This window comes from Streptomyces sp. NPDC050564, assembly GCF_044457265.1.
Classification (GTDB): domain Bacteria; phylum Actinomycetota; class Actinomycetes; order Streptomycetales; family Streptomycetaceae; genus Streptomyces.
This window is the reverse complement of the sequence record NZ_JBITGS010000008.1, coordinates 149,522-173,529: the sequence shown is the minus strand read 5'-3', so window position 1 is coordinate 173,529 and position 24,008 is coordinate 149,522. Positions and strand designations below refer to the sequence as shown.

Here is a 24,008-nt window from a genome sequence, read left to right as displayed (position 1 = left end):
TTCCCGGACCGGAATACGTATCACATGAACCGCGCACCGGGCGCGGGCACAGGTCGCGGCGCGCCGACCGCGCGGGGTCGCTTCTCCGGCCGAGACTCCGTCGGCTATGTGGGGTCGACCGCCGGGACGAGCGCCGGAAGCGGCGTCTGGGACGTCTTCATGCGGGAGACCGTCCTGTGCCGCTGAGTCCGGGCGGCCGGGCGTCATCACCCCGCAGCCCGGCGGCGACTACCAGCCCGGCCGGTTCGGACAACGAGGAGTAACCGGCCGCTGTCGTCCGACACCCCCAGCAGCACACGCCCCGGGCACCGCTCGCCGGAGCCCGGGGCGTTGTGCTGGTCCGGCGGTCGGACTGATCCCAAGGCGTCCACTGGGGCCGTCTCGTTCGTCCATCCGGCCCCGTCCGACCGGTTCATACATCCGGGCCGCCCGACCGGTTCGTACATCCGGCCCGCCCGACCGGACCCCGAAATCCTTGATGACCGCCAGGGCAATCGTGGTTCACCGGCGTGAGTCGTCCGGCCGGCGGGAGTCATGCGCTGCTCTGGCCGTGGGAGAAGCAGATCTCCGCCGCGCGTCCGGGGGCAACGGTTATCGGAACCCGGCCGAATCCCCGGTCCGGATACGGTTACTTGTCCGACCGGGACCGAGATCCGAATGCGGTCATGCGCGACTGAGCCGCGCAGAGATCCCGTGGCCGACCAGCAGATAAATCAGAGCCGGCAGACCGTAATTGAGGAGAACGCGAAGACTTTCGGTGTCCATGGTGAAAACATCCTGTGACCACCAGGCCAGCCAGTCGGCCGTTCCGTGCACGAACTCGACGAAGACATTGGCTTCGTTGGCTCCGAGCAGGTAAAGCAGGATCCACAGGCCCAGAAATACGGCGGCGATGTCGGCGATCGTGTGGACGGCCAGGGCCGTCCGCCGGGCTGTGGACCGGCTCCGTTCGTAGCGGTGTGGGCCACCCGGGGGCGGGTCGTAGGTATGGGGTCCTGGCATCGGGTCGGTATTGCTCACGGGAATCCAATCTGACGCATCACTTTGCGAGCCGAGGCAGAGACAAAACACGCTCCGGGCTGTCTCTCGGGAGAATCTCCTGCCGCGTCACGCACACAGGTCGTCGCGCGGGCCCGTGTAGGTCTGCGTCACGTAACCGCCGTCGCGTTACACGTCGATCGCGATATCCCAAATATGAGCACGTATTCGGCAACTTGCCCAAATGTGGGAGCGGGGTTTCATTTGCCGACGGATAACCGTCCGCCTGTGTGTGTATTCCGTGTTTTCCTGATGGCGCATCGAGGAGAACGCATCACGGCGCGTTCACCTTCCACTGGACGGCCGTGACACCACTCCCTGGGCGTCGAGGCCGCGGATCCGGCGGCTGACGCCTGGCTTCCAAGGTGTCGAGGCGCCCGCGGGCGCCTCGACGGCGTCAGGTCCGGGGTCGGGCCGCGGGACCCGGCAGGACCGTGACCTCGGTGGGGGAGAGGGCGGCGTGTTCTTCGGAGCACTCGACTACGACGCGTACCGGGGCGCCACAGTCGCTGTGCTGGATGTCCAGGATCGGGCCCTCGGGGTCCCCGACGTATGTCTCGCCCCACTGCCGGAGCGCCACGAGGACGGGCCACAGATCCCGGCCCTTGCGGGTCAGGCGGTACTCGTGCCGGGTCCGGCTGCCCTGCTCCTGGTACGGCACGGTCCTCAGGATCCCGGCCTCGACCAGCTTGCGGAGCCGCCCGGCGAGGACCGCCTCCGAGAGCCCCACGTGGCGGCGGAAGTCGTCGAAGCGGCGGACCCCGTTGAAGGCCTCACGCAGGATCAGCAGCGTCCACTTCTCGCCGATCAGGTCGAGGGTGCGCTGGACTGTGCAGTTCTCCGTGCTGATCTCCAGCCACTTCATGCCGTCATCGTAGGCAAGCCGCCTGGCTTTGTCATTGACAGTCAGCGCCGTCCGGAGCTAGCTTCACTGAACATAGTCAGAGGAGGTAGTACAGCCGCATGGAACGGTCTCGTACATACGACTGGGAAGATCCCACGATCTCGGCGGCCACCGTCGGGCAGGGTTCCGGGCTGGAGTTCCTCCGGGAGATCCTCGCCGGACGTGTGCCCTCGCCGCCGGTCGGCGCGACTCTGGGCTTCGCCCTCGAAGAGGTCGACCACGGACACGCGGTGTTCTCCCTGGTGCCCGGAGAGGAGCACTACAACCCCATCGGCAGCGTGCACGGCGGGATCTACGCGACGATGCTCGACTCGGCGGCCGGCTGCGCGGTCCAGTCCACCCTGCCGCAGGGCATGGCCTACACGTCGCTCGACCTCACGGTGAAGTTTCTCCGCCCGATCACGGTCGACACGGGCAAGGTCCGCGCCGTCGGCAGCGTCCTCAGCAGCGGCCGACGTACCGCACTCGCAGAGGCCCGGTTGCTGGACGGATCGGAACGCCTTCTCGCGCACGCCACCAGTACGTGCATGGTGTTCCCGTTGCCGACCGCCTGACCCCCACTCCCCAAGCGCACAGACCGAACACGGAGGCGACGTGACCCTCGACAGCACCGTTCGGTTCGTAGGGCCGTCCGCCTCCGGCCCCGCCGGGGAGATCCGCGTCGACCACGCGGGACCGCTGGTCACCCTCACCATCAACAGGCCCGAGAGGGGCAACGCCCTGACCGTGGCCATGTACCGGGCTCTGGCGGACGCCGTCGCGAAGGCGGATGCCGACCCGGGCGTGCGGGTCATTGTGCTCACCGGTGCCGGGCAGGACTTCTGCTCCGGGAACGACCTCGACGACTTCCTCGCCCACCCCGGAACAGCCCTGGCCCTCAGCTCCCCTGTCCTCGAGTTCCACAAGGCGGTGCTGCGCACCAACACCATCCTGGTCGCGGCCGTGGACGGCGCCGCCGTCGGAAGCGGCGCCACCGCGCTGCTGCACTTCGACCTCGTCTACGCGACCCGGCGCAGCCATCTGCAGTACGCGTTCGTCGACCTGGGCGTCGTACCGGACGCCGGCGCCAGCCTTCTGCTGCCGCGGCGTCTCGGACCGCAGCGTGCTGCCCAGCTTCTGCTGCTGGGCGAACGCCTCTCCGCCGCGCAGGCCGCACAACTCGGCCTGGTCACCGAGGTGTTCGAGAGCCGGGAGCACCTCGAGACCCGCGTGGCCGCGCGGGTGGCGGCCCTGCTGGCCGCGCCCGAGGCGGCGCTGAAGGCCACGCACGCACTGCTGAGGCCCACCGGGGCCGATCCGGTGCTGCGCATGTCGGCCGAAACCGCGACGTCCGCCCGACTGCTGGGCACGGCGGACACGGCCGCGCGCATCGCCTCCCGCGCAGGCGGCCCGCTGACCGCTCGCGACGGGAGCGGGTCCTAGGGCTCAGGTGGTCGAGCGTCGACAGGTGGTCGAGCGTCGACGCTCTCCGCGAAGGGATGGTGCGACAGTCCTCCATGGTGACCGTGGCGAACCGGCGCGCGCCCTGGCATGGGCTGACACTCTTGAGAGTCAAGCCGTCGTCAGCGCATCCTGCGGTGCCGACAGTTCAGCCATGTCTCAGGAGGTCGTCATGCCCCAGCCCTCCCTCCTCGCCGCCCTGGCAGCCGGACTGCGCAGTGGTGCGATCGAAGTCGTCGACCTCACCTCTCCGTTGTCGTCGTCCACTCCGGTGATCCAACTGCCCGCCGAGTTCGGTCAGACGGCGGGGTTCGAACTGGAGGAGATCAGCCGTTACGACGACCGGGGTCCGGCCTGGTACTGGAACAACTTCCGCAGCGGTGAGCACACCGGCACGCACTTCGACGCGCCCGTGCACTGGGTCACCGGGAAGGATCGCGCCGACGTGGCGTCGGTGCCGGCGCGTCGCCTCGTCGCACCCGCGGCGGTACTGGACTTCTCCGCCGCGGCCGCCGAGGATCCGGACTTCCTCGTCGAGGTGGACCACATCAAGGCCTGGGAAGCGGACAACGGACCATTGCCCGACGGCGGTTGGCTGTTGCTCCGCACCGGTTGGGACGCCCGCTCGCACTCTCAGGAGGCGTTCGTCAACGCCGACGAGAACGGCGCCCACACCCCTGGTCTGTCGCCGGAGTGTGCGCGGTGGGTGGCGGAGGAGTCGCCGGTGATCGGCCTCGGTGTCGAGACGGTGGGCACCGACGCCGGGCGTGCGCATTCCTTCGACCCGGCCTTCCCCTGCCACTCGTATCTCATGGGCAGTGACAAGTACGGGCTGACCCAGTTGCAGAATCTGGCGGCGCTGCCCCCGACCGGCGCTGTTGTCATCGCGGGCCCGTTGCCCATCGTCACGGGCTCCGGAGCTCCCGCGCGGGTGCTGGCTCTGGTGGAGCGCCCGTGAAGGTGGCGGAAGCCGTCGGCCGGGCGGTGGCCGCGGCCGGGGTCGACCACGTGTTCGGCGTGGTCGGTTCGGGCAACTTCCACCTGACCAATGCCATGGTCGCGGCGGGCTGTCGGTTCGTCGCCGCACGCCATGAGTGCGGTGCGGCGACCATGGCCGACGCCTACGCGCGGATGAGCGGCACGGTGGCCGCGCTCAGCGTGCACCAGGGCCCCGGCCTGACCAACGCCATGACCGGCATCGCCGAGGCGGCCAAGAGCCGTACACCGCTCTTGGTGCTGGCCGCCGAGGTGACCGAACCGAGGTCCAACTTCTACGTCGACCAAGAGGCGCTGGCGCAGGCGGTGGGCGCCGTCACGGCGCGTGTGACGTCGGCTCAGGACGCGGTCGTGCACGCCGGCGACGCGGTACGACGAGCCGTGCACGAGCGGCGCACCGTGGTGCTCAACCTTCCGTTGGCGGTGCAGGCCCTCGAAGTACCCCACGGCGCACCCGCCTTGATCGCTCCGCCCCCCGGACGGACCGCGGTCGAGCCGGCGGCGGCCGACGTGGCCGCGCTGGTGCGGGCGCTCGAACAGGCGCGGCAGCCCGTCTTCGTAGCCGGCCGGGGCTCCCGCACGCCCGGCTGCCGGGACGCCCTCGCGGCGCTCGCCGAGCGCTACGGCGCACTGCTGGCGACCTCGGCCGTCGCCCGCGGACTGTTCCACGGCAACCCGTGGTCGCTCGATGTGTCCGGAGGCTTCTCGTCGCCCGTGGCGGCCGAGCTGATCCGGGCGGCGGACCTGATCGTGGGCTGGGGCTGCGCGCTGAACATGTGGACGATGCGGCACGGTCGGCTGATCGGCCCCGACGCCACCGTCGTGCAGGTCGACGACGACGCGGCCGCGCTCGGTGCGCACCGGAACGTACACCTCGGCATCGTCGGCGATGCGGAACTCACGGCGCGGCACGCGCTCGACCTCACGGCGGGCGACGCATCGCGGCAGGGCTATCGGACCGCCGACATCGAGGCGGCCGTCGCCGCACGGATCCGGTGGCGGGACGTGCCGTACGACGACGCAAGCGGCCGTGAGCGGATCGACCCACGGACCCTGAGCATCGCACTCGACGACATCCTCCCCGCCGAGCGGGTGATCGGCGTGGACTCCGGCAACTTCATGGGCTACCCGAGCATGTACCTGTCGGTGCCGGACCACAACGGCCTGTGCTTCACCCAGGCGTTCCAGTCGATCGGCCTGGGGCTGGCGACCGCGATCGGAGCCGCGCTGGCACAGCCGGAACGGCTGCCGGTGGCCGCACTCGGCGACGGTGGTGCGCTGATGAGCGCCGTGGAACTCGACACCGTACGTCGGCTCGGGCTTGCGATGGTGGTCGTCGTGTACAACGACGACGCCTACGGAGCGGAGGTGCACCACTTCGGGCCGGACGGGTACCCGCTCGACACGGTCAGGTTCCCGCCGACGGACATCGCCGCCGTGGCGCGAGGGTACGGCTTCGAGGCGGTGACCGTGCGCACTCCGGCGGACCTGAAGGCCGTCGAGGACTGGGTGGGCGGGCCACGGTCCGCGCCTTTGCTCATCGATGCCAAGGTGGTCGCTGATCGTGGGGCCTGGTGGCTGGAGGAGGCCTTCCGTGGGCACTGACCTTCTCCGGCGGCGCCCACCGGGGTGCGGTCCGGGTTCGTCCCGCAGCTGACCGAGTAGGTCGAGGCCCGCACGGGGATGGTCGGCACGCTGTGCGCACGGGGCCCGCCGACCCCGACACGCTCCCCGCGTCCCGCCCGGAACAGGGTGTGCGGGCGCTTTCCGCCACGGCTTCGTCCTCGTGTTCGCCGTCCCAGGTTGCGGCGTGCGTACCGTCGCCGCCGTAGACGTGACGGGCGGGGCCAAGGAGTGTCCGGCCAAGTGGTGTTGACAGGCCGCACGCGACTTTCGCGGCCGGGGGCGCACACCTGTACGGCGCGCCGTTGGCTGAGAAAAACGCTTGGACTCCGCGGCCGCCGTAGCGGGAAACTGCGTCTTCTTACCTGCCCCTACTCGCACGGTGGCGTCGCCGCGAGGCCCGCGGCGGCTCCGTCGTCGTACCCGCCTGTCGGAGGACGACCCGAGCAAGGGCGCTCACTCGAACCGAAGCTCCGTACGGACATTGAGGCAACGGCGTCTCCCCACAGCAGCACGTGGTGGGCTGCCGCACGACAACACGGGGTTGGGATGGAATCGCCTGAATCGCGCGAGGCCCGGCCGGGCAAGGGCTCGGTGCTCCTCGCGCTTCGTTATTACGGACGGGAGTTGGCCCGCCTCCGGCGGCTGACGGTGCCCGGGATGCTGCTGCCCGCGCTGGGCAACATCTGCATCAACTACATCGCGCCGCTGGTCGTCGCGAAGCTCATCGGCCGCATCGCCGGCGACGCGGACATCGCCCTGGGCTCGACGCTGCCCTACGTGCTCGGCTTCGCAGGCGTCCTGCTGCTCGCGGAGACGCTGTGGCGTCTCGGCCTGCACTGCATGAACCGCCTGGACGCCCTCGGCATCGAGCACCTGTACGTGATCGGCATGGACGAGCTGTTCGCCAAGGACGCCGCGTTCTTCCACGACAACTTCGCCGGGTCGCTGACCAAGCGGGTCCTGAGCTTCGCCTCCCGTTTCGAGGAGTGCGTCGACACGCTGACGTTCCAGGTCGTGGGCAGCCTCGTGCCGCTGGTGTTCGGCTCGGTGGTGCTCTGGCGCTACGAACCGCTGCTCGTCGTCGGACTCTTGGCGATGATCGCCCTGACGGCCCTGTGTGTGGTGCCCCTCATCCGTCGACGCCAGGCGCTCGTCGACCGGCGCGAGGAGGCGATCGCCCGGGTGTCCGGCCATGTCGCCGACAGCCTGATGAACATGGACACGGTCCGGGCGTTCGCCGCCGAGGAACGCGAGGCCGCCGAGCACCGCTCCCGCGTCGCCGAGTCGCGGCGGCTCTCGCTGAGGTCGTGGGACTACGGCAACCTGCGCATCGACACGCTGGTCGCACCGATGTCCGTGCTGACCAACGCGCTGGGCCTGCTGCTCGCGGTCGCGCTCGGCGGGGGCACACACGGGGTGGAGGCGGTCGTGGTCGCCTTCACGTACTACAGCAACGCGACGCGGATCATGTTCGAGTTCAACCAGATCTACCGCCGCTTGGAGAGCTCCATGACGGAGGCGGCGCAGTTCACCGAACTCCTGCTGAAGCCGCCGACCGTGCTCGACCCGGCGTCGCCGGAGCCGCTGCTGTCCCGGGCCGCCGACGTCCGCTTCGAGCGGGTGACCTTCGCCCACGCGGGGGCGGAGCCACTCTTCGAGGGCCTCGACCTGGCGGTGCCCAGCGGTACGAGGATCGGTCTCGTCGGCAGGTCCGGCGGGGGCAAGACCACGCTCACCCGGCTGCTGCTGCGGCTGACCGACATCGACGCCGGCCGGATCCTGATCGGAGGTCAGGACATCAGCAGGCTGCGCCAGGCCGACCTGCGCAGTCTGATCGCCTACGTACCGCAGGACCCGGCGATGTTCCACCGCACGCTGCGGGACAACATCGCCTTCGCCCGGCCGGACGCCACCGACGCCGAGATCCGCCGCGCGGCCGAGGCGGCGCACGTCACGGAGTTCGCCGACGCGCTGCCGGACGGCTTCGACACCATGGTGGGCGAGCGCGGCATCAAGCTGTCCGGCGGACAGCGTCAGCGGGTCGCCCTCGCCAGGGCGATCCTGCGTGACGCGCCGATCCTGCTGCTCGACGAGGCGACCAGCGCCCTGGACTCGGAGAGCGAGATCCTCGTCCAGGAGGCCCTGTGGCGGCTCATGGAGGGGCGGACGGCGCTCGTGGTGGCGCACCGGCTGAGCACGGTCGCCACCATGGACCAGCTCGTCGTCCTCGACCACGGACGGATCGTCGAGCAGGGCACGCACCAGGAGCTGCTTGCCTCGGAGGGCGCCTACGCGAAGCTGTGGCAGCACCAGTCGGGCGGCTTCCTCGACGACACCCCCGCGGCGGCCGACCTGCGCTGAACGCGAGGCGCCGGGTCGCCCTCGCGTGGAGGGCGACCCGGTCACGGTGTATTTGCTCGGTGGTGCTGCCGGGCGAGGTGATGCTGTCAGGCGAAGCGGTGCTGTCGGGCGACGTGGGGCCGTCAGGCGAGGGTGACCTCGACCGGCAGCTTCTTGATGCCGTTGACGAAGTTGGAGCGGACGCGCGGTACGTCGCCGGCGAGCCGGATGGAGGCGAGGCGCGGGATCAGCTCCTCGAACATGATCCGGATCTCGGTGCGGGCCAGCAGGTTGCCCAGGCACAGGTGGGGGCTGCCCTTGCCGAAGGTGACGTGGTCGTTGTTCTGCCGGGTGACGTCGAAGTCGTACGGATTGCCGAAGACGCTCTCGTCACGGTTGCCGGAGGCGTACCACATGACGACCTTGTCGCCCTCCTTCACCTGCTTGCCGCCAAGTTCGACGTCGCGCGTCGCGGTGCGGCGGAAGTGGTAGACGGGGGAGGCCCAGCGCAGGAACTCCTCGACGGCGGTCGGGATGAGAGAGGGGTCCTCCTGGAGCCTGGCGAGCTGCTCGGGGTGCTCGATGAGGGCGAGCATGGAGTGCGAGATGGTGTGGCGGGTGGTCTCGTTGCCTGCCACCACGAGCAGCAGGAAGTAGTTGTCGAAGTCCTGGGCCGAGAGCGGGACTCCGTCGCGCGGGGTCTCGTTGACGAGCTTGGAGACCAGGTCGGTGCCGGTGCCGCCGCGCCGCTGCCGGGCCAACTCCCGGCCGTACTCGAAGACTTCGAGCGAGGCGGGGGAGCGGAAGGGCAGGTCGCGGTACTGCTCGCTCTCCGCGCTGTGCAGCAGGACGTCGGCGTAGTCCGGGTCGGTGTTGCCGATGATGCGGTTGCCCCAGTCGATGAGCTGCTGGTTGTCCTCCGGCGGTACGTCGAGGAGGCGGGCCAGCACGTTGATGGGGAAGTCGGCGGAGACGTCGGCGACGAAGTCGAAGGTGCCCTTGGCGAGGGCGGCGTCGAGTGTCCTGGCGGTCAGGCCGCGCAGGAAGTCGGTGTACTCGTTGATGACGCCCTGGCCGAACTGGCGCTGGAGCAGACTGCGCATCGCGCGGTGACGGACGCCGTCCAGCTCCAGGATCGAGGCGCGCTTCTTGATCTGGTCGTCATCGAGCTCTTCGAGGTTGACGAACTTGGTGGAGGTGAACGTCGCGGCGTCGCGGTCGACGCGGGCGATGTCCGCGTGCCGGGTCACCGCCCAGAAGCCGGAGTTGGGGGCCTCTTCCGGCTGCCAGTGCACCGGGTCCTCGTGGCGCAGGGTGTGGAACATCCGCCAGGGGGTGACCCCGTCGGTGTAGTTGTCGAGGTCGGCGAGGTCGACGTCCTCCAGGGGGAGGGGTTCGTTCGCGGCTTCGGTCACGGCGGGGAGGTGGGTGGTCATGATGTGCTGTCTCCTAGACGTCACAGGTGGTAGGCGTACTCGGTGAACTCCCAGTCGGTGACGTGCCGTTGGAAGCGTTCGACCTCGTTCCGCTTGTAGGCGAGGAACGAAGCGGTGAAGTCCTTGCCGAGGATGTCGGCGAGCGCCGTGTCCGCCTCCAGCGCGTCGAGCGCGGCGGGCAGAGTCGTGGGCAGCAGGGCGGCCTTGGCCGTGTCGTAGCCGTAGCCCTCCAGTGGGGCAGGGGGCTCCTCCTTGGCCAGGACACCGAGGAGCGCGGCGGCGACCGTGCCGGCGATCACCAGATAGGGGTTGGCGCTGGCGTCCCCGAGGCGCAGCTCGAAGCGGGCACCGGAGCCGCGCTCGGGCGGGATGCGGACCATGGCGCTGCGGTTGTCGAGACCCCAGTCGATGAGCCAGGGCGCGAGGGTGTCGGGCCCGAAGCGCTTGTACGAGTTCACGGTCGGGTTGAGCAGCGCTGCGAGGGCGGGCGCATGGGTGAGGACGCCCGCGACGGCGTGGCGCCCGGTGTCGGAGAGGCCGTACGGCGCCGAGGGATCGTCGAAGGCGTTGCGACCGTCCTTGTCCTGGCAGGACAGATGGAGGTGGAAGCCGGAGCCGCCCGCGTCGTTGAAGGGCTTGGCCATGAAGGTGGCGAGCTTGCCCTCGGCCCGGGCCAGCTCTTTGACGGCGGCCTTGAAGCGGAAGGCACGGTCGGCGGCGTCCATGGCGTCGGAGTGGGTGAGGTTGATCTCGAACTGCGCGCCGTCGAACTCGTGGTTGCCGCTGGTGACGCCGATGCCCAGGTCGCGCAGCTGACGCAGGGTGCGCAGCAGGTGATTGTCCGGGTCCGCGCGCAGGCCCGCGGTGTAGACGACACCGGCCGCCTCCGTGTAGCGGCGCCAGCCGCTCGGCGACTCGGGGTCGGCCGTACAGAGGAAGTACTCCAGCTCGGGCCCGACCACCGGGCGCAGGCCGTGCTCGTCGCATCGGGCGAGCACGGTGCGGAGCAGGTCGCGGGGCGATTCCGCGGCGGGGGAGCCGGTCGCCGGATCCGTGACGTCGCCCAGGCAGGTCGCGACGCCCGGCTCCCAGGGGAGCGTGACCAGGGTGTCGAGGTCGGGGCGTACGCAGATGTCGGGCAGGCCCGCGTCCAGGCCGCCCTCGACCGGGACGACGTCACCCTGCGGGCTGGTGTGGTAGGCGGCGCGGCAGAAGGCGAGACCGTGCTCGCAGGCCGCCGGCAGATGGTCGAGCAGGACGTCCCGGGCGCGGTCGGTACCGATGAGGTCGGGATAGGTCACGCGGACCACATCGATGCCCTCGGCGGCGAGCCGTTCCAGGTGCTGGCGGAGTTGAGAGGTGTCTTGAGCGCTCACCGATGTCTCCTCGGGCGGACGTGAAGGTGGCGGAGTGAGGACGGCGGCCGGGGTGCCGTGCGGCTGGGAGAGCAGGGCCGCGGCCAATCGTTTGAAGTCAAACGGTAAGAACCTCGCCACCTCCCCGCAAGGGGTTGCCCTCAAAAATTTATCCATCCGGATAGCTATTGACCAGGCCCCCCCGGGTTCCTATGTTGTTTGAAGCCAAACGAGTTAGGGAGTTCGGTTCCACCGACCAGTTCGGTTCCACCGACCCCTTTGGCCGGGGCCCGGCCGCAGGACCGCAGTGTTCGCAGGTCGGGCCCCTTCTTCCACCACTCCGCGCTCCGACGCCCCTCACATCCAGGAGGACCGGCCATGAAGGTCGTCGTCGACATGAACAAGTGCCAGGACCACGGACAGTGCGTCTTCGCGGCCCCCGACGTCTTCCAGCTGGACGACAACGGGCGACTGGCCTACGTATCCGACCCCGACGACGCGCTGCGCGACGAGGTCGAGGAGGCCGCGGACGTCTGTCCGCTCCAGGCCATCCGGATCGAGGCCTGAAGGCCATGACACCCCGCATCGTCGTCGCGGGCGCCTCCATGGGTGGCCTGCGCGCCGCCGAGCAGCTGCGCGCGGCGCACTGGACGGGGGCGATCACCGTCATCGGGGACGAGCCCCACATGCCGTACAACCGGCCTCCGCTGTCGAAGGAGGTACTGGCGGGCAAGGCACCGTTCGAGTCCCTGGCCTTCACTCCGAAGGCGAGCGCCGCCGATGTGGAGTGGCGGCTCGGTGCCTCGGTCACCTCCGCCCGCCTGGCCGACCGCGTCGTCGTGCTCGACAGCGGCGAGGAGCTCGCGTTCGAGGGCCTCGTCGTGGCCACCGGTATGCGGCCCCGGCGGCTGCGCGGCGAGGGACCGCTCGCCGGGCGGCACACCGTGCGCACCCTCGCCGACGCCCAGGGGCTGCGCGAGGAGCTGACCCGGCCCGGCGCCAGGGTCGTAGTGGTCGGCGCCGGGTTCATCGGCTGCGAGGTGGCCGCCACCGCCGTCGGCCTCGGCGTCACCGAGGTGACCGTCATCGATCCGCTGCCGCTGCCCATGGTGGGGCCGCTCGGCGAGCTGCTGGGCCGCGCGCTGCTCCGGCGTCACGAGGAGCGAGGGGTGCGCTTCGCGCTCGGCACGAGCGTGGCCGGATTCGAGGGCGAGGACCGCGTCACGGGCGTCGTCCTGAGCGACCGAACGGTTCTTCCGGCCGACGTGGTCGTGGAGTCCGTCGGCTCGGTAGCCAACACCGAGTGGCTGGACGGCAACGGCCTCGACCTCACCGACGGCGTCCTCACCGATGACCAGCTCCGGGTCGGCGGACTGCCGTACGTCGTCGCGGTCGGCGACGTCGCCCGCTTCCCCAACGCCCGCTACGACGGCGTACCCCGACGCGTCGAGCACTGGTCCATTCCCACCGACACCGCCAAGCACGCGGCCAAGAGCCTCATGGCGCATCTCGTCGGCGCGGAGGCGGACTTCGAGCCGTTCGCACCGCTGCCCACCTTCTGGAGCGACCAGCACGAGTTCCGGCTGCAGTCGTTCGGCGCGCCGGTGCTCGGCAAGGACGACGTACGGGTCCTGGACGGCGACCCGGACGGTGACGTCCTCGTCGGCTACCACGCCGGCGGCCGACTCGTCGGCGTCGTCGCCCTCGGCGGTCACGCGGCCACCACCGGCGCCGCCCGCTACCGCGCCCAGCTGCTCAAGCAACCCGCCCTCATCGCGTAAGGAACCAACGTCATGGCCAGCGTCCGTGGATACCTCCACCCCAAGACGGCGACCGGCTCGTCGTCGCTGATTCCCGCACCGCCCTGGAAGTACTCCGGTGACCTGCTCACCGTCGAGTACCGCACCGACCCGGCCCGGGTACGTGAACTGCTCCCCGAGCCGCTGGAGCCGGCGGACGAGGACCCGGGCGCGGTCGCGCTGATCTGGGCCGACTGGCAATCCTGCTCCTCCGGCCAGGACGAACTGCTGGACCCGGTGCTCTCCCAGTACAAGGAGGCCTTCGCCGTCGTCCGCTGCTCGTACCAGGGGCAGACGTACTCGCGGTGCGTCTACATCTGGGTGGACAAGGACTTCGCCATCGCCCGCGGGCTGCACCAGGGCTACCCGAAGAAGCTCGGGTCCATCCACCAGACGCGTCCGCACCCGTACGGGCCCGCTCCGCGGATCGAGGCGGGTGCGCGGTTCGGTGCCACCCTGGCCGCCGCCGACCGTCGCCTGGCCCAGGCCGTGGTCACTCTGCGGGAGCCCTCGCAGACCAACGGGTTCGTCAACGGACATCCCATGGCGCATCACCGCTGGCTGCCCTCCATCGAGGGCAAGGGGCTGGCACTGGACGAGTTGATCGAGACCGGCGCGGCGTCGTTCGAGGCCGGGCAGCCGTGGGTCGGTGACGCGGAGCTGGAGCTGTTCGAGGCCCCGACGGAGGAGCTGGCTCGGCTGGAGATCCGGGAGCCGATCGCCGCGTACTACCGCCAGGTCGGGGTGGTCTGGGACGGCGGGCGGCTGCTCGAGTCCGGCACGTCGGGAGCGTCCGCCCGGTAAGGCCGGCGGGCCCGTGCGGGCCGTCCGCGGCTTGTCGCGCCCACGCCGCGAAGCCGCATGGTGTCACAGCTCCGCGCCCCTGTCGGGGCGCTCCTCCTCACCCTCGTACCTAGGGAGCCCTCCACATGACTGACCACGTCACCGTCGCCGGCGTCGTCGTCGACACCCGGCACTTCATCGGTGGTGAACGTGTCGCCTCCGCCGAGACATTCACCGACACCTCACCCATCGACGGCAGCACCCTCGGTGAGATCGCCCGGGGCGGCCCTGCGGAGGCCGAGGCCGCCGTGAGCGCCGCCAAGGCCGCGTTCCCCGCGTGGGCGGCCACCTCGCGCGCCGAACGCGCCCGTATCCTGCACGCCATCGCCGACGGCGTGGAGAAGCGGATCGAAGAGCTCGCGATCGTCGAGACCCACGACAACGGCGCGCTCCTGCGCTCGCACCGCCGTGGCGTGATGCCGCGCGTGGCGCACAACTTCCGGTTCTTCGCCGACTGGCTGCTGACGCTGGACCACGAGGACTTCCAGACGCGCGGCCACACCAACCACGTGAGCTGGGACCCGGCGGGTCCGTCCGTGCTGATCACGCCGTGGAACGCGCCGCTGATGCTGGCGACGTGGAAGGTCGCCCCCGCGCTGGCCGCCGGCAACACGGTCGTCCTCAAGCCAGCCGAGTGGTCCCCGCTGACCGCGTCCCTGCTGGCCGACATCGCCGCCGAGGCCGGGCTGCCGGCCGGCGTCCTCAACGTCGTCCAGGGCCTCGGCGCCGAGATCGGGGACGCCCTCACCTCGCACCCGGACGTTCGCCGCATCAGCTTCACCGGGTCGGTTCCCACCGCCAAGCGCATCGCCGGGTCGGCGGCGGCCCAGCTCACCCCGCTCAGCCTCGAACTCGGCGGCAAGTCACCGCTGTTGGTCTTCGCCGACGCCGACCTGGACCTCGCGGTCGACCTCGCGGTGGAGCAGTACGACAACGCCGGCCAGGTGTGCCTCGCGGCGACCCGGATCCTCGTCGAGGAATCGATCGCGGACGAGTTCACCCGCCGCTTCGTCGAGAAGGCCTCGCGGCTGAAGCAGGGTGATCCGCGTGACGAGGCCACCGACCTCGGACCCAACATCCACCCCCGCCAGCTGGAGAAGATCGACGGCTTCGTGCGGCGGGCGATCGGGCAGGGGGCCCGGGCCGTGATCGGCGGCACCCCCGACGCCGGGCTCGGCGGCCTGTTCTACCGGCCGACCCTGCTGACCGATGTGGCCCAGGACTCGGAGATCGTGCAGGAAGAGGTCTTCGGCCCGGTCCTCACGCTCCAGACCTTCGCCACCGAGGAGGAAGCCGTCCGTCTCGCCAACGACACCCGCTTCGGTCTCGCGGCCACCCTGGCGACCGGCGACCACGAGCGCGCCGAGCGCGTCACGGCCCAACTCGTCGCCGGCACGGTCTGGGTCAACTGCTTCTTCGTACGCGACCTTCAGGCGCCCTTCGGCGGCTCCCGGCACTCCGGCGTCGGCCGCGAGGGCGGGACCTGGAGCTTCGACTTCTACTGCGACCTGAAGAACACCGTCATCGCCCCGAACGGATGGAAGAACCATGGGTGAGATCGTCGGGGCCGGGCTGCTCGCGCACGTCCCCACCATCGTCCTGCCGGAAGCCGATCGGCTGGAGCTGAACGAGGGCAGGGAAATCACCCTCGTCACCGGCCTCCGGCAGCTCCGCGAGGAGGTTTTCGAGCGCGACGACTACGACACCGTCGTCGTCCTGGACTCGCACTGGGCCACCACGGTCGAGTTCGTCGTCACCGCCCAGCAGCGCCGGGCCGGGCTCTTCACCTCCGAGGAGCTGCCGCGCGGCATGTGCCGGATGCCGTACGACTTCCCGGGCGACCCCGAACTCGCCCACAACATCGCCTCGTTCGCCGACAAGCAGGGCACCTGGATCACCGCGATCGAGGACGACTACCTGCCGATCTACTACGCCACGATCAACCTGTGGAAGTTCCTGGGGGAGGGGCTGCCCGACAAACGGTGGGTGACGATCGGCGTCTGTCAGACCGGTGACATGGAGGACCATCTGCGCCTGGGCCGTGCGCTCGCCGACGGGATCGCCGCCACCCCCGGCCGCCGGGTCCTCCTCATCGCCTCCGGCGCCCTCTCGCACACCTTCTGGCCGCTGCGGGAGCTGCGTGACCACGAGTCCAGCGACCCCCGCCACATCTTCACCGCGGAGGCCCGCGAGGCCGACCACGAGCGCATCGCCTGGTTCAAGGAGGGCCGCCACGACAAGGTCCTGGGGACCATGCCGGACTTCTGGAAGTACAAGCCCGAGGCCCGCTTCTTCCACTACCTGATGATGGCGGGCGCACTCGGCGAGCAGAACTGCACGGCCCCCGCCCGGCAGTACGGCGCGTACGAGAACTCCATCGGCACCGGCCAGGTCCACCTGTGGTTCGACCGCCCCGCCGAGGGCTGGACCGGCACGGGAGTGCCCACGCCCACCGCCCCGCGTACCCCGCACAGCCGCTCCTAGAAAGCGCCCGGAAAGCTTCCAGAAAGGCCCGCCCATGCCTGAGTACCGCCGCATCCTCCTCGACGGCGCCGCCGTCCAGGTCCTCCGCGACCAAGACGAACTCGTCGCCGGAGACGGCCGTCGCGTCAAGATCGAGGACGCCCGGCATCTGCCGCCGGTCGTGCCCTCGAAGGTGGTCGCGGTCCACCTCAACCACCGCAGCCGGGTGGACGAGTTCCAGATCGAGCTGACGGCGACCCCGACCTACTTCCACAAGCCGACCTCGGCCCTCAACTCCCACCAGGGGGCCGTCGTCCGTCCCGAGGGGTGCAAGTGGCTCAACTACGAGGGCGAGGTCGCGATCGTCATCGGGAAGACCGCGCGCAACATCTCGCCCGGCGAGGCGGGGGAGTACATCGCCGGATACACCGTCGCCAACGACTACGGCCTGCACGACTTCCGTGACACCGACGCCGGTTCGATGCTTCGCGTCAAGGGCTCCGACACCCTCTGCCCGCTGGGCCCGGGCCTGGTCACCGACTGGGACTTCCACGGCAAGTACCTGAAGACGTACGTCAACGGGGAGGTGGTGCAGGACGGTTCGACCGACGAGATGGAGTGGGACATGCACTATCTCGTGGCCGACATCGCCCGCACCATCACCCTCTACCCGGGTGACGTCCTGTTGTCCGGCACCCCGGCCAACTCCCGTCCCGTACAGCCCGGCGACATCGTCGAGGTCGAGGTCGAGGGCCTGGGCAGGCTCACCAACCACATCGTCACCGGGCCGACCCCGATCCGTACCGATGTCGGCGCCCAGCCCACGGAGTCGGAGGAAGTCCTGTCCACCGCGCTCGGCGGCGACTGGGAGTTCCGCGGCATCAGGCCGCCCAGGCGCTGACATGGCTCAGCCCGGAAACGGCACCCTGCCGGGCCCGACGGGAGGTCACCGGCGCGCTGCTGCCGTGCGGGGCCCGGCGGGTAGGGTCGCGACCATGACCGAATCCGCCGAGACCCCTGAAGCCCGCAGGCCGCGCAAGCGGATGAACTACGGGCAGGGCCGGGAGGCGCTCCTCAACGCGGCCGTACGGGTCGTGGCCCGAGGCGGTCTGCGCAAGCTCACCTACCGGGCGGTCGCGGAAGAGGCCGGGGCCACCCACGGTCTGGTCGTCCACCACTTCGGCTCGCGTGACGCGCTGATCGAGGAGGCGCTCGCCCACTCCGTGCGCGACAGCCTGAACAGGAGCGCGCTCGAGACGGGGACGGGCAAGGTCGCGGACTTCTCGGTCGGCCTGTCCGAGATGGTCACGTCGGACCCGGACACCCAGGCGTTCCAGTACGAGCTGCTGCTCGAGTCGCGTCGGCGCCCCGAGCTGCTGCCGCAGATCCGTGTGCTCTACGACGAGTACTTCGACGCCACCGAGCGCGAGCTGTCGCGCATGATCCCCGGTGGCGCGAGCGGCCCCCTGACCCGGCTGGTCTTCGCCGCTCTGGATGGTCTCGTCCTGCACCAGCTTGTGTTCGGCGAGCCCGAGGTCACCGACGCCGCTCTGGAGGAGCTGCGCACCTTGCTGCGACTCCTCCACGCGAACGGCGACGGCGCGGGTGACGCGGACGCCGGAGCCGGCGACGGCGCACACGTGGTGACGGATCCTCGCGACTGAAGCGCTGACCTGCGCCTTTCGAGGCCCTGGGCCGTCGCGCCCAGGGCCTCGTTTGATTCCGTACGAGTAAGGGCTGCCTGCGTGAGGGGATTTCCCCGCGCCACCTCTTGTCAAACGGATAGTTTCAGCCCACCATGAGGCAACTCGTTTGGCCTGAAACGAAAATGTCCCCCTCTCATGGCAGGTGATCCGAGTGGACAGTCAGACGGTCGTCAGAACAGCGGCCGCACAGGACGCGCCCACCGCAGGCAAGCTCAAGCCCAACTCCCTCGGCGTCCTGGGCATCCTCTTCTTCGTCCTCTCCGCCCAGGCACCGCTCACCGGTATCGCCGGAGCCGTGCCCATCGCCGTCGCCCTGGGCAACGGCACGGGTGCGCCCGCGGCGTACGCCGTGGCCGGTGTCGTCATCCTGCTGTTCTCCGTCGGCTTCGTGGCGATGGGCCGCCATGTCGTGGACGCCGGCGCCTTCTACACGTACATCGGCAAGGGGCTCGGCCGCCCGACCGGGTCCGGCAGCGCCGGTGTCGCGCTCTTCGCCTACTGTGCCGTCCAGGCCGCCATGTACGGGCTGTACGGCGCCACCGTGAGCGGCCTGGTCGAGCACTACGCCGGTGTCAGTGTCCCGTGGTGGGTCTGGGTGCTGGGCGCCATGGTCGTGGTCCAGGTACTCGGTGCCGCGGGCATCGAGATGGGTGCCAAGATCCTGGCCGTCTTCGTGCTGGCGGAGTTCAGCATCCTGTTCGTCTTCGCGCTCGTGACCCTCTTCAAGGGTGGCGGACCGGAGGGGCTCGGTTTCACGGACAGCTTCTCGCCCAAGGCCGCGTTCCAGGGCGCTCCGGGCGTCGCGCTGATGTTCGCCGTGGCGTCGATGTTCGGCTTCGAGGCCACCGCCATCTACGGCGAGGAGGCCCGCGAGCCGCGCAGGACCGTTCCTCGGGCCACCTATCTGTCGGTCGCCGTCATCACCGGTTTCTTCGCCTTCACCTCCTGGATGCTGGTGTCCGCCTACGGCGCGTCGAAGGCTCCAGAGGCCGCCGGGACGGCCCTGGCGAGCGGTGACTCCACGACGTTCGTCTTCGCGCCGATCACCGCGCAGTTCGGCGCCTGGGTGGGAGACGTGCTGCCGTTCCTGCTGGCGACCTCGCTCTTCGCCGGCATCCTCGCCTTCCACAACTCCGCCAACCGCTATCTGTTCTCGCTCGGTCGCGACGGTCTGCTGCCGCACCGGCTGACCGCGATCAACCGGCGTCACTCGCCCTGGGTGGCCGGTGGCGTGCAGACCGCGATCGCCCTGGTGCTGGTCATGCCGTTCGCGCTGCTGGGCAAGGACCCGGTGCTGACCCTCTTCTCCTGGTTCAGCGGGGTGGCGGTGCTGGGCTGCATGCTGCTCTACTTCCTGACCTCGGTCTCGGTGATCGTCTTCTTCCGCCGGGGGCGCCAGGACACGCGACCCTGGAACACGCTGATCGCGCCGGTCCTGGGTGCGCTCGGCATCGCCGGCGCGATCTGGCTGATCATCGAGAACTTCACCACGCTCATCGGCGGCGACCCGACCACTGCCCTCTGGCTCGAACTCACCGTCCCCGCGGTTCTCGTCCTGGGTGTGGTCGCCGCCCGGCTGACCCGTGGCAGGGCGGCGGCCAGGGGCTGACGCGCACCGTACGGGGCGGCCCGGCTCCTGCCGGGCCGCCCGAGGTCGCGATGCCGACCGCCGGGCCGGTTCGAGCTCGCCGACCAAGTGGCCGCACCGGTCCTGTCCGGCGCCGTCGCGGCCTGGCGGCAGCGGGTCATCTGCTCGTGTGCGCCACCAGGTCGAGGAATCCGTCGACCAGGCGACCCGCGTCGACCCGCGCCGCAGGCTCCAGGGCACGGCTCCGCGCGAACAGCTCGTCCGGGTCCACGCCGTGCCGCACGCACTGCTCCGCACCGCCGAGGTCGAGCCAGCCGCGCACCATCGCCGTGGTGATCTCCGGGTGGAACTGCACACCGAGACTGCGCCCCGCTCGAAAGGCCTGCGGGCCCACGGCATTGCGGGCCAACTCCACCGCGCCGGGCGGCAGGACGCACCGGTCGTAGTGCCACTGGAACCACGGCCCCGGCGGCACCACCGTGGGTTGGTCGGTCTCGATGTCCGTCCAGCCGATCTCGGGGCGCGGGGGCGGCTCCACCGATCCGCCGAGGGCGGTCGCGAGGGCCTGGGCGCCGAAGCAGACGCCCAGCACGGGGACACCGAGGTCGTGCGCCTTGCGCAGCAGTGTGAGCTCGCCGCCGATCCAGCTCCCGATGACCGACTCGTCGTACACGGACCAGGGGGCGCCGAGCGACACGATCAGGTCCCAGTCGGCGGGGTCGGGGAAGTCGAACGCCACGTCCGGCGCGTCGTGATGACGCTCGGGCACGACCGTGACCGTGGTGAGGTCGTATCCACGCTCGGTGAGCCGGGCTCCCACCAGCCCCGGCTCCGTGACGTGCTCGTGCCGGACGATGAGTGCTCGCACGACGGGCGCTCCCTTCCTTCCGTGTGTCGGCCGTCCCACGTGTCGGCCGAGGCCCTTGTGAAGGCCCGCGGAACATCATACCGTTTGAGCCCAAACGTATTGGGTGTTACCTGGAGGCCACGCATGTTGGATGTCACCCACGAGGAGTGGCTGCGCCGAGCCAAGGAGCTGGATCTGTCCGGCGTCCACCACATCGACGGCGCCGACGAGCCCGGCGGCGGTACCTCGTTCGCCGCTGTCGCACCCCGCAATGGCGAGGTCCTGACCGACGTGGCCGACGCGCAGCAGGCCGAGGTCGACCTCGCCGTCGCCGCGGCCCGCCGGGCCTTCGACTCCGGGCCCTGGCCGCGCCTGGCCCCTGCCGACCGCGGCCGCGTCCTGCTGCGCATCGCCGACCTGCTGGAGGAGCGGCGCGACCGCCTCGCGCTGACCGTCAGTCTGGAGATGGGCAAGCCGATCACGGACGCGTACGACATCGAACTGCGCGCCGCCATCAATTCTTTCCGCTGGTACGGACAGCTGGCCGACAAGCTCACCGACGAGTCCCCGCACACCGCTCCGGACGCGCTCGCGCTCGTCACCCGGGAGCCCGCCGGTGTCGTCGGCGCGGTCGTGCCCTGGAACTTCCCGCTGACGCTGGCGAGTTGGAAGGTCGCACCCGCGCTCGCCGCGGGCTGCACCGTCGTACTGAAGCCGTCGGAGAACTCGCCGCTGTCCGCGCTGCTGCTGGGGCGGCTGGCGACCGAGGCCGGACTGCCGCCCGGCGTTCTGAACGTCGTCACCGGCGACGGCCCGGTGGCCGGCCGCGCGATCGGCCTGCACCCGGACGTCGACGTCCTCGCCTTCACCGGATCCACCGCCGTGGGGCGGCACTTCCTGCGCTACGCAGCCGACTCCAACCTCAAGCGGGTCTGGCTGGAGCTGGGCGGCAAGTCCCCCAACATCATCCTTCCGGACGCCCCCGACCTGGAGAAGGCCGCCGCGACCGCCGCCTGGGGCATCTTCTTCAACCAGGGCGAGATGTGCACCGCACCCTCCCGCCTGCTCGTCCACTCCTCGATCGCCGAACGCGTCACCGAGGCCATCGTGGTGCGGGCCCGGGACCTTCGCGTCGGCGATCCCCTCGACCCGGCCACCGAGATGGGCGCGCTGGTCGGCGAGAGCCACCTGGAGCGGGTACTCGACCACATCGGTACGGGACTGGACGAGGGCGCCCGGCTGCTCGTCGGCGGCGCCCGCACACTGGCCGAGTCGGGCGGAAGCTTCCTGGGGCCCACCGTCTTCGACCGAGTCGAGCCCGGGATGCGGCTGGCTCGCGAGGAGATCTTCGGCCCCGTCCTGTCCGTCCTCACCTTCGACGACGTCGACGAGGCGGTCGCGCTCGCCAACGCCACCGAGTACGGCCTCGCCGCCGGCCTGTGGACGAGCGACCTGTCCACCGCACACCGGGTCTCGCGCGCGCTGAAGGCCGGCACGGTCTGGGTGAACTGTTACGAGGAGGGCGACCTTACCGTGCCCTTCGGCGGCATGAAGCAGTCGGGCAACGGACGCGACAAGTCCGCCCACGCCCTGGAGAAGTACACCGAACTCAAGACCACCTGGATCCAGCTGTGACGACGCCCGTGCGACCGCTCATCGCCGTTCCCGCCCGGTTCGCCGCCTCTACCTCGGCCCTGCGGTACGCGGCCGAGGTCAACGCCCGCGCGCTGATCGAAGCCGTGTGGCGGGCCGGCGGCGAGCCGGCGACCATCCATCCGACCGGCTCCGCGGACACCGACGTGGCGGCACGGCTCGCCCGCTTCGACGGCGTCCTGCTCCCCGGCGGTGGCGACCTCGCCCCGTACCGCTACGGCGCGACCGACACCCACGACAGCGTCTACGACGTCGACGATGTGCAGGACCACTTCGACCTCGAAGTCGCCCGGCAGGCACTCGACCTGGGCCTGCCCCTGCTCGCCGTCTGCCGCGGTCTGCAGGCCGTCAACGTCGCCCTCGGCGGCACCCTGCTCCAGGACATGGGCGGGCCGGAGCGCGAACACCGCCATGTCGTGCACCCGGTGGCCGTGCGACGCGGCACACTGCTCGAACAGGCCGTCGGCGCCGAGAAGGTGGAGGCCTCCTGCTACCACCATCAGCGAGTGGACCGCACCGGAGCCGGACTCACGGTCACCGCGCGGGCCGCCGACGACACCGTGGAAGGCCTCGAACACCCCGATGCCCAGGGCTGGTTCACCGCCGTGCAGTGGCATCCCGAGGACACCGCGCACGAGGACTCTGCCCAGCAGGGACTGTTCGACGCCCTGGTGCGCGCGGCTCAGGACCGCCTCTGACGCGACATGGCTTTCTTCGGCCGCGGACGACCGCACGGACCCCGGCTCACGCCGGAAGGCGACGACCCGCCCCCATGCGGCCGTCCGCGGCGCGTCGGCCTCCCTGCGGCACAGCCCACCTGGCAGTGGGGCCGGCCGCATGGCCACGGGCAGGACGATGCGCGCCGCGAGGCGTCCCCCGAGGCCGGCCGAGGTGCGGGGCTCTTCACAGCCGCCGAGTTCCCTCCGCAACGACCTCGTCCGTGGCCAGGTGCGTCTCGCCTGCCGTGTCGCACCTGTCGCGTCGCGCCCTCAGGCCTTGGGGCGGCGTCCGCTGCGGCGCGGGGCGGGCTGGGCTCCGTCCAGGAGGGTGAGGCGGCGCTCCTCGCCGTGCTCCTCGACCTGGAGTACGACCCTGCGCAGCCCCTCGGCGACGCTGCGGCACTCCTCGTCGCTGAGCTGCCCGGCGACGAAGGCCTCCTCCTCGTTGAACTTCGGGAACACCCGCTGCATGAGTTCCTCGCCCTCGTCGGTGAGGCTGAGCAACACCAGCCTGCCGTCGGTGGGATGGCTCGCCCGCCGGAGCAGCCCCCGTGCCTCCAGAGTCCGCGAGACCCCGGTGAGCGTGCCCTTGGAGATGCCCGCTTCCTCCGCGATGTGCCGGGTCTCCGACTCGCCCCAGATCCAGACCACCCAGAGCACGACGAACGCCGTCCACGTCAGATCGGACCCGCGCAGCACCGAGTTCTCCAAGTGCTGCCGGACCGCCGAGGCCGCGCGATAGATGTTGGCGACCACGGCCATCTGCTCGTGACGGATCGGAAAGCCGCCGAGTTTCGCCTCCGCGAGCTTCTCGGCTTCGGTGATGGATCGCTGGCCAGGCACGGGCACACTCCTTCGATGACGCGGGGGCGCGTGGTCTCGAAGATATCGTTCGGACTCAAATTGTACGAAGTGCTGGAGGGATGGGCGCCTCCAGTTCACCGCGGGCGCCGGCACAGCGTGCTGCCCCGCTCGCTGTGCCGGGAACACCTCGCCGACGGCCGCCTCGTCCTGCTTCACGGCCCGACGGAGCCCCCCTCAACACCCTCTTCCTGGTGCAGCGGCCCGGCGTCGCGAGCAACCCGGACGTCACTCGGGTCCGCGACAGCCTCGTCCGGGCCGCCCGCGCCTGGTAGGGCTTTCCCGCGACTGAGGGCGGTCCTGTGCAATTCCGAGCCGGTGGTCAGGCAGGGCCCGCAGACTCTCGTCGCCGGGCAGCAGTTCGCCGTGGGCCGCGTGCTCGTGCTCCAGGAAT

General features: G+C 70.4%; 22 protein-coding genes. 16 read left to right on the top strand and 6 right to left on the bottom strand.

Going from position 1 to position 24,008, the window contains the following annotated elements; translation table 11 throughout:
* Window positions 1-24 precede the first annotated feature (24 nt).
* Window positions 25-186 (top strand): hypothetical protein, encoded by a 162-nt coding sequence (locus ACIBK0_RS15100; RefSeq protein WP_399079601.1) that lies wholly within the window; start codon window positions 25-27, stop codon window positions 184-186.
* Window positions 187-663: 477 nt separating this feature from the next.
* Here ACIBK0_RS15100 and ACIBK0_RS15095 read toward each other — a convergent pair whose 3' ends face one another.
* Window positions 664-1,020: a hypothetical protein gene (locus tag ACIBK0_RS15095; protein ID WP_399079599.1), complete on the bottom strand. Its 357-nt coding sequence runs from the start codon at window positions 1,018-1,020 to the stop codon at window positions 664-666.
* A gap of 415 nt (window positions 1,021-1,435) precedes the next feature.
* Window positions 1,436-1,903 (bottom strand): winged helix-turn-helix transcriptional regulator, encoded by a 468-nt coding sequence (locus ACIBK0_RS15090; RefSeq protein WP_399079597.1) that lies wholly within the window; start codon window positions 1,901-1,903, stop codon window positions 1,436-1,438.
* A 98-nt stretch (window positions 1,904-2,001) separates the two neighbouring features.
* Between ACIBK0_RS15090 and ACIBK0_RS15085 the strand changes: the two genes are divergently transcribed.
* The 5 genes from ACIBK0_RS15085 to ACIBK0_RS15065 all read left to right on the top strand — a co-directional run bounded on the left by ACIBK0_RS15085 (window position 2,002) and on the right by ACIBK0_RS15065 (window position 8,365).
* The gene (locus tag ACIBK0_RS15085) at window positions 2,002-2,496 is read left to right on the top strand and encodes a PaaI family thioesterase (protein WP_399079595.1); all 495 of its coding nucleotides are present in this window, start codon (window positions 2,002-2,004) and stop codon (window positions 2,494-2,496) included.
* Between the two features lie 40 nt (window positions 2,497-2,536).
* Window positions 2,537-3,364 (top strand): enoyl-CoA hydratase-related protein, encoded by an 828-nt coding sequence (locus tag ACIBK0_RS15080; protein WP_399079593.1) that lies wholly within the window; start codon window positions 2,537-2,539, stop codon window positions 3,362-3,364.
* Window positions 3,365-3,554: 190 nt separating this feature from the next.
* Complete coding sequence (locus ACIBK0_RS15075) at window positions 3,555-4,340, top strand: cyclase family protein (protein ID WP_399079590.1); 786 nt, start codon at window positions 3,555-3,557, stop codon at window positions 4,338-4,340.
* Window positions 4,337-5,983 (top strand): thiamine pyrophosphate-binding protein, encoded by a 1,647-nt coding sequence (locus ACIBK0_RS15070; protein ID WP_399079588.1) that lies wholly within the window; start codon window positions 4,337-4,339, stop codon window positions 5,981-5,983. The genes ACIBK0_RS15075 and ACIBK0_RS15070 overlap by 4 nt, the downstream gene beginning before the upstream one ends.
* 567 nt (window positions 5,984-6,550) lie before the next feature.
* A complete protein-coding gene (locus ACIBK0_RS15065) occupies window positions 6,551-8,365 on the top strand; it encodes an ABC transporter ATP-binding protein (RefSeq protein ID WP_399079586.1) in 1,815 nt (604 codons plus the stop codon).
* Window positions 8,366-8,487: 122 nt separating this feature from the next.
* Here the strand turns inward: ACIBK0_RS15065 and ACIBK0_RS15060 are convergent, their stop codons facing one another.
* Both ACIBK0_RS15060 and ACIBK0_RS15055 read right to left on the bottom strand, forming a co-directional pair.
* Window positions 8,488-9,780 carry a cytochrome P450 gene (locus tag ACIBK0_RS15060; protein ID WP_399079583.1) on the bottom strand — a complete coding sequence of 431 codons (1,293 nt, stop codon included), beginning with the start codon at window positions 9,778-9,780 and terminating at the stop codon, window positions 8,488-8,490.
* A 20-nt stretch (window positions 9,781-9,800) separates the two neighbouring features.
* On the bottom strand, window positions 9,801-11,156 hold the full coding sequence (locus tag ACIBK0_RS15055) for a glutamine synthetase family protein (RefSeq protein WP_399079581.1): 1,356 nt from the start codon (window positions 11,154-11,156) through the stop codon (window positions 9,801-9,803).
* 357 nt (window positions 11,157-11,513) lie between these two features.
* Between ACIBK0_RS15055 and ACIBK0_RS15050 the strand changes: the two genes are divergently transcribed.
* From ACIBK0_RS15050 to ACIBK0_RS15015, 8 genes are all read left to right on the top strand, one after another.
* Window positions 11,514-11,702, top strand: a complete 189-nt coding sequence (locus ACIBK0_RS15050; RefSeq protein ID WP_138044410.1) for a ferredoxin — start codon at window positions 11,514-11,516, stop codon at window positions 11,700-11,702.
* 5 nt (window positions 11,703-11,707) lie between these two features.
* Entirely contained in the window at window positions 11,708-12,916 is a 1,209-nt protein-coding gene (locus tag ACIBK0_RS15045) for an NAD(P)/FAD-dependent oxidoreductase (protein WP_399079578.1), read from the top strand.
* 12 nt (window positions 12,917-12,928) lie between these two features.
* The gene (locus ACIBK0_RS15040) at window positions 12,929-13,738 is read left to right on the top strand and encodes an acetoacetate decarboxylase family protein (RefSeq protein WP_399079576.1); all 810 of its coding nucleotides are present in this window, start codon (window positions 12,929-12,931) and stop codon (window positions 13,736-13,738) included.
* 125 nt (window positions 13,739-13,863) lie between these two features.
* Window positions 13,864-15,333 (top strand): aldehyde dehydrogenase, encoded by a 1,470-nt coding sequence (locus ACIBK0_RS15035; protein WP_399079574.1) that lies wholly within the window; start codon window positions 13,864-13,866, stop codon window positions 15,331-15,333.
* A complete protein-coding gene (locus ACIBK0_RS15030; protein ID WP_399079572.1) occupies window positions 15,326-16,261 on the top strand; it encodes a 3,4-dihydroxyphenylacetate 2,3-dioxygenase in 936 nt (311 codons plus the stop codon). Before ACIBK0_RS15035 ends, ACIBK0_RS15030 begins: the two co-directional genes overlap by 8 nt.
* Before the next feature lie 34 nt (window positions 16,262-16,295).
* Window positions 16,296-17,141: a fumarylacetoacetate hydrolase family protein gene (locus ACIBK0_RS15025; RefSeq protein WP_399079570.1), complete on the top strand. Its 846-nt coding sequence runs from the start codon at window positions 16,296-16,298 to the stop codon at window positions 17,139-17,141.
* A gap of 94 nt (window positions 17,142-17,235) precedes the next feature.
* Window positions 17,236-17,904 carry a TetR/AcrR family transcriptional regulator gene (locus tag ACIBK0_RS15020; RefSeq protein ID WP_399079568.1) on the top strand — a complete coding sequence of 223 codons (669 nt, stop codon included), beginning with the start codon at window positions 17,236-17,238 and terminating at the stop codon, window positions 17,902-17,904.
* A 193-nt stretch (window positions 17,905-18,097) separates the two neighbouring features.
* Window positions 18,098-19,555, top strand: coding sequence for an APC family permease (locus ACIBK0_RS15015; RefSeq protein ID WP_399079566.1), 1,458 nt, complete (start codon window positions 18,098-18,100; stop codon window positions 19,553-19,555).
* A 136-nt stretch (window positions 19,556-19,691) separates the two neighbouring features.
* Here the strand turns inward: ACIBK0_RS15015 and ACIBK0_RS15010 are convergent, their stop codons facing one another.
* The gene (locus ACIBK0_RS15010; RefSeq protein WP_399079564.1) at window positions 19,692-20,402 is read right to left on the bottom strand and encodes a type 1 glutamine amidotransferase; all 711 of its coding nucleotides are present in this window, start codon (window positions 20,400-20,402) and stop codon (window positions 19,692-19,694) included.
* A gap of 123 nt (window positions 20,403-20,525) precedes the next feature.
* On the opposite strand from ACIBK0_RS15010, the gene ACIBK0_RS15005 reads away from it, so the two are divergent.
* Together ACIBK0_RS15005 and ACIBK0_RS15000 are read left to right on the top strand one after the other, a co-directional pair.
* Window positions 20,526-22,016 (top strand): aldehyde dehydrogenase, encoded by a 1,491-nt coding sequence (locus ACIBK0_RS15005; RefSeq protein ID WP_399079562.1) that lies wholly within the window; start codon window positions 20,526-20,528, stop codon window positions 22,014-22,016.
* Window positions 22,013-22,732: a gamma-glutamyl-gamma-aminobutyrate hydrolase family protein gene (locus tag ACIBK0_RS15000; RefSeq protein ID WP_399079559.1), complete on the top strand. Its 720-nt coding sequence runs from the start codon at window positions 22,013-22,015 to the stop codon at window positions 22,730-22,732. Before ACIBK0_RS15005 ends, ACIBK0_RS15000 begins: the two co-directional genes overlap by 4 nt.
* 291 nt (window positions 22,733-23,023) lie before the next feature.
* Here the strand turns inward: ACIBK0_RS15000 and ACIBK0_RS14995 are convergent, their stop codons facing one another.
* Window positions 23,024-23,596, bottom strand: a complete 573-nt coding sequence (locus ACIBK0_RS14995) for a MarR family winged helix-turn-helix transcriptional regulator (RefSeq protein ID WP_399079557.1) — start codon at window positions 23,594-23,596, stop codon at window positions 23,024-23,026.
* Between the last annotated feature and the right edge of the window lie 412 nt (window positions 23,597-24,008).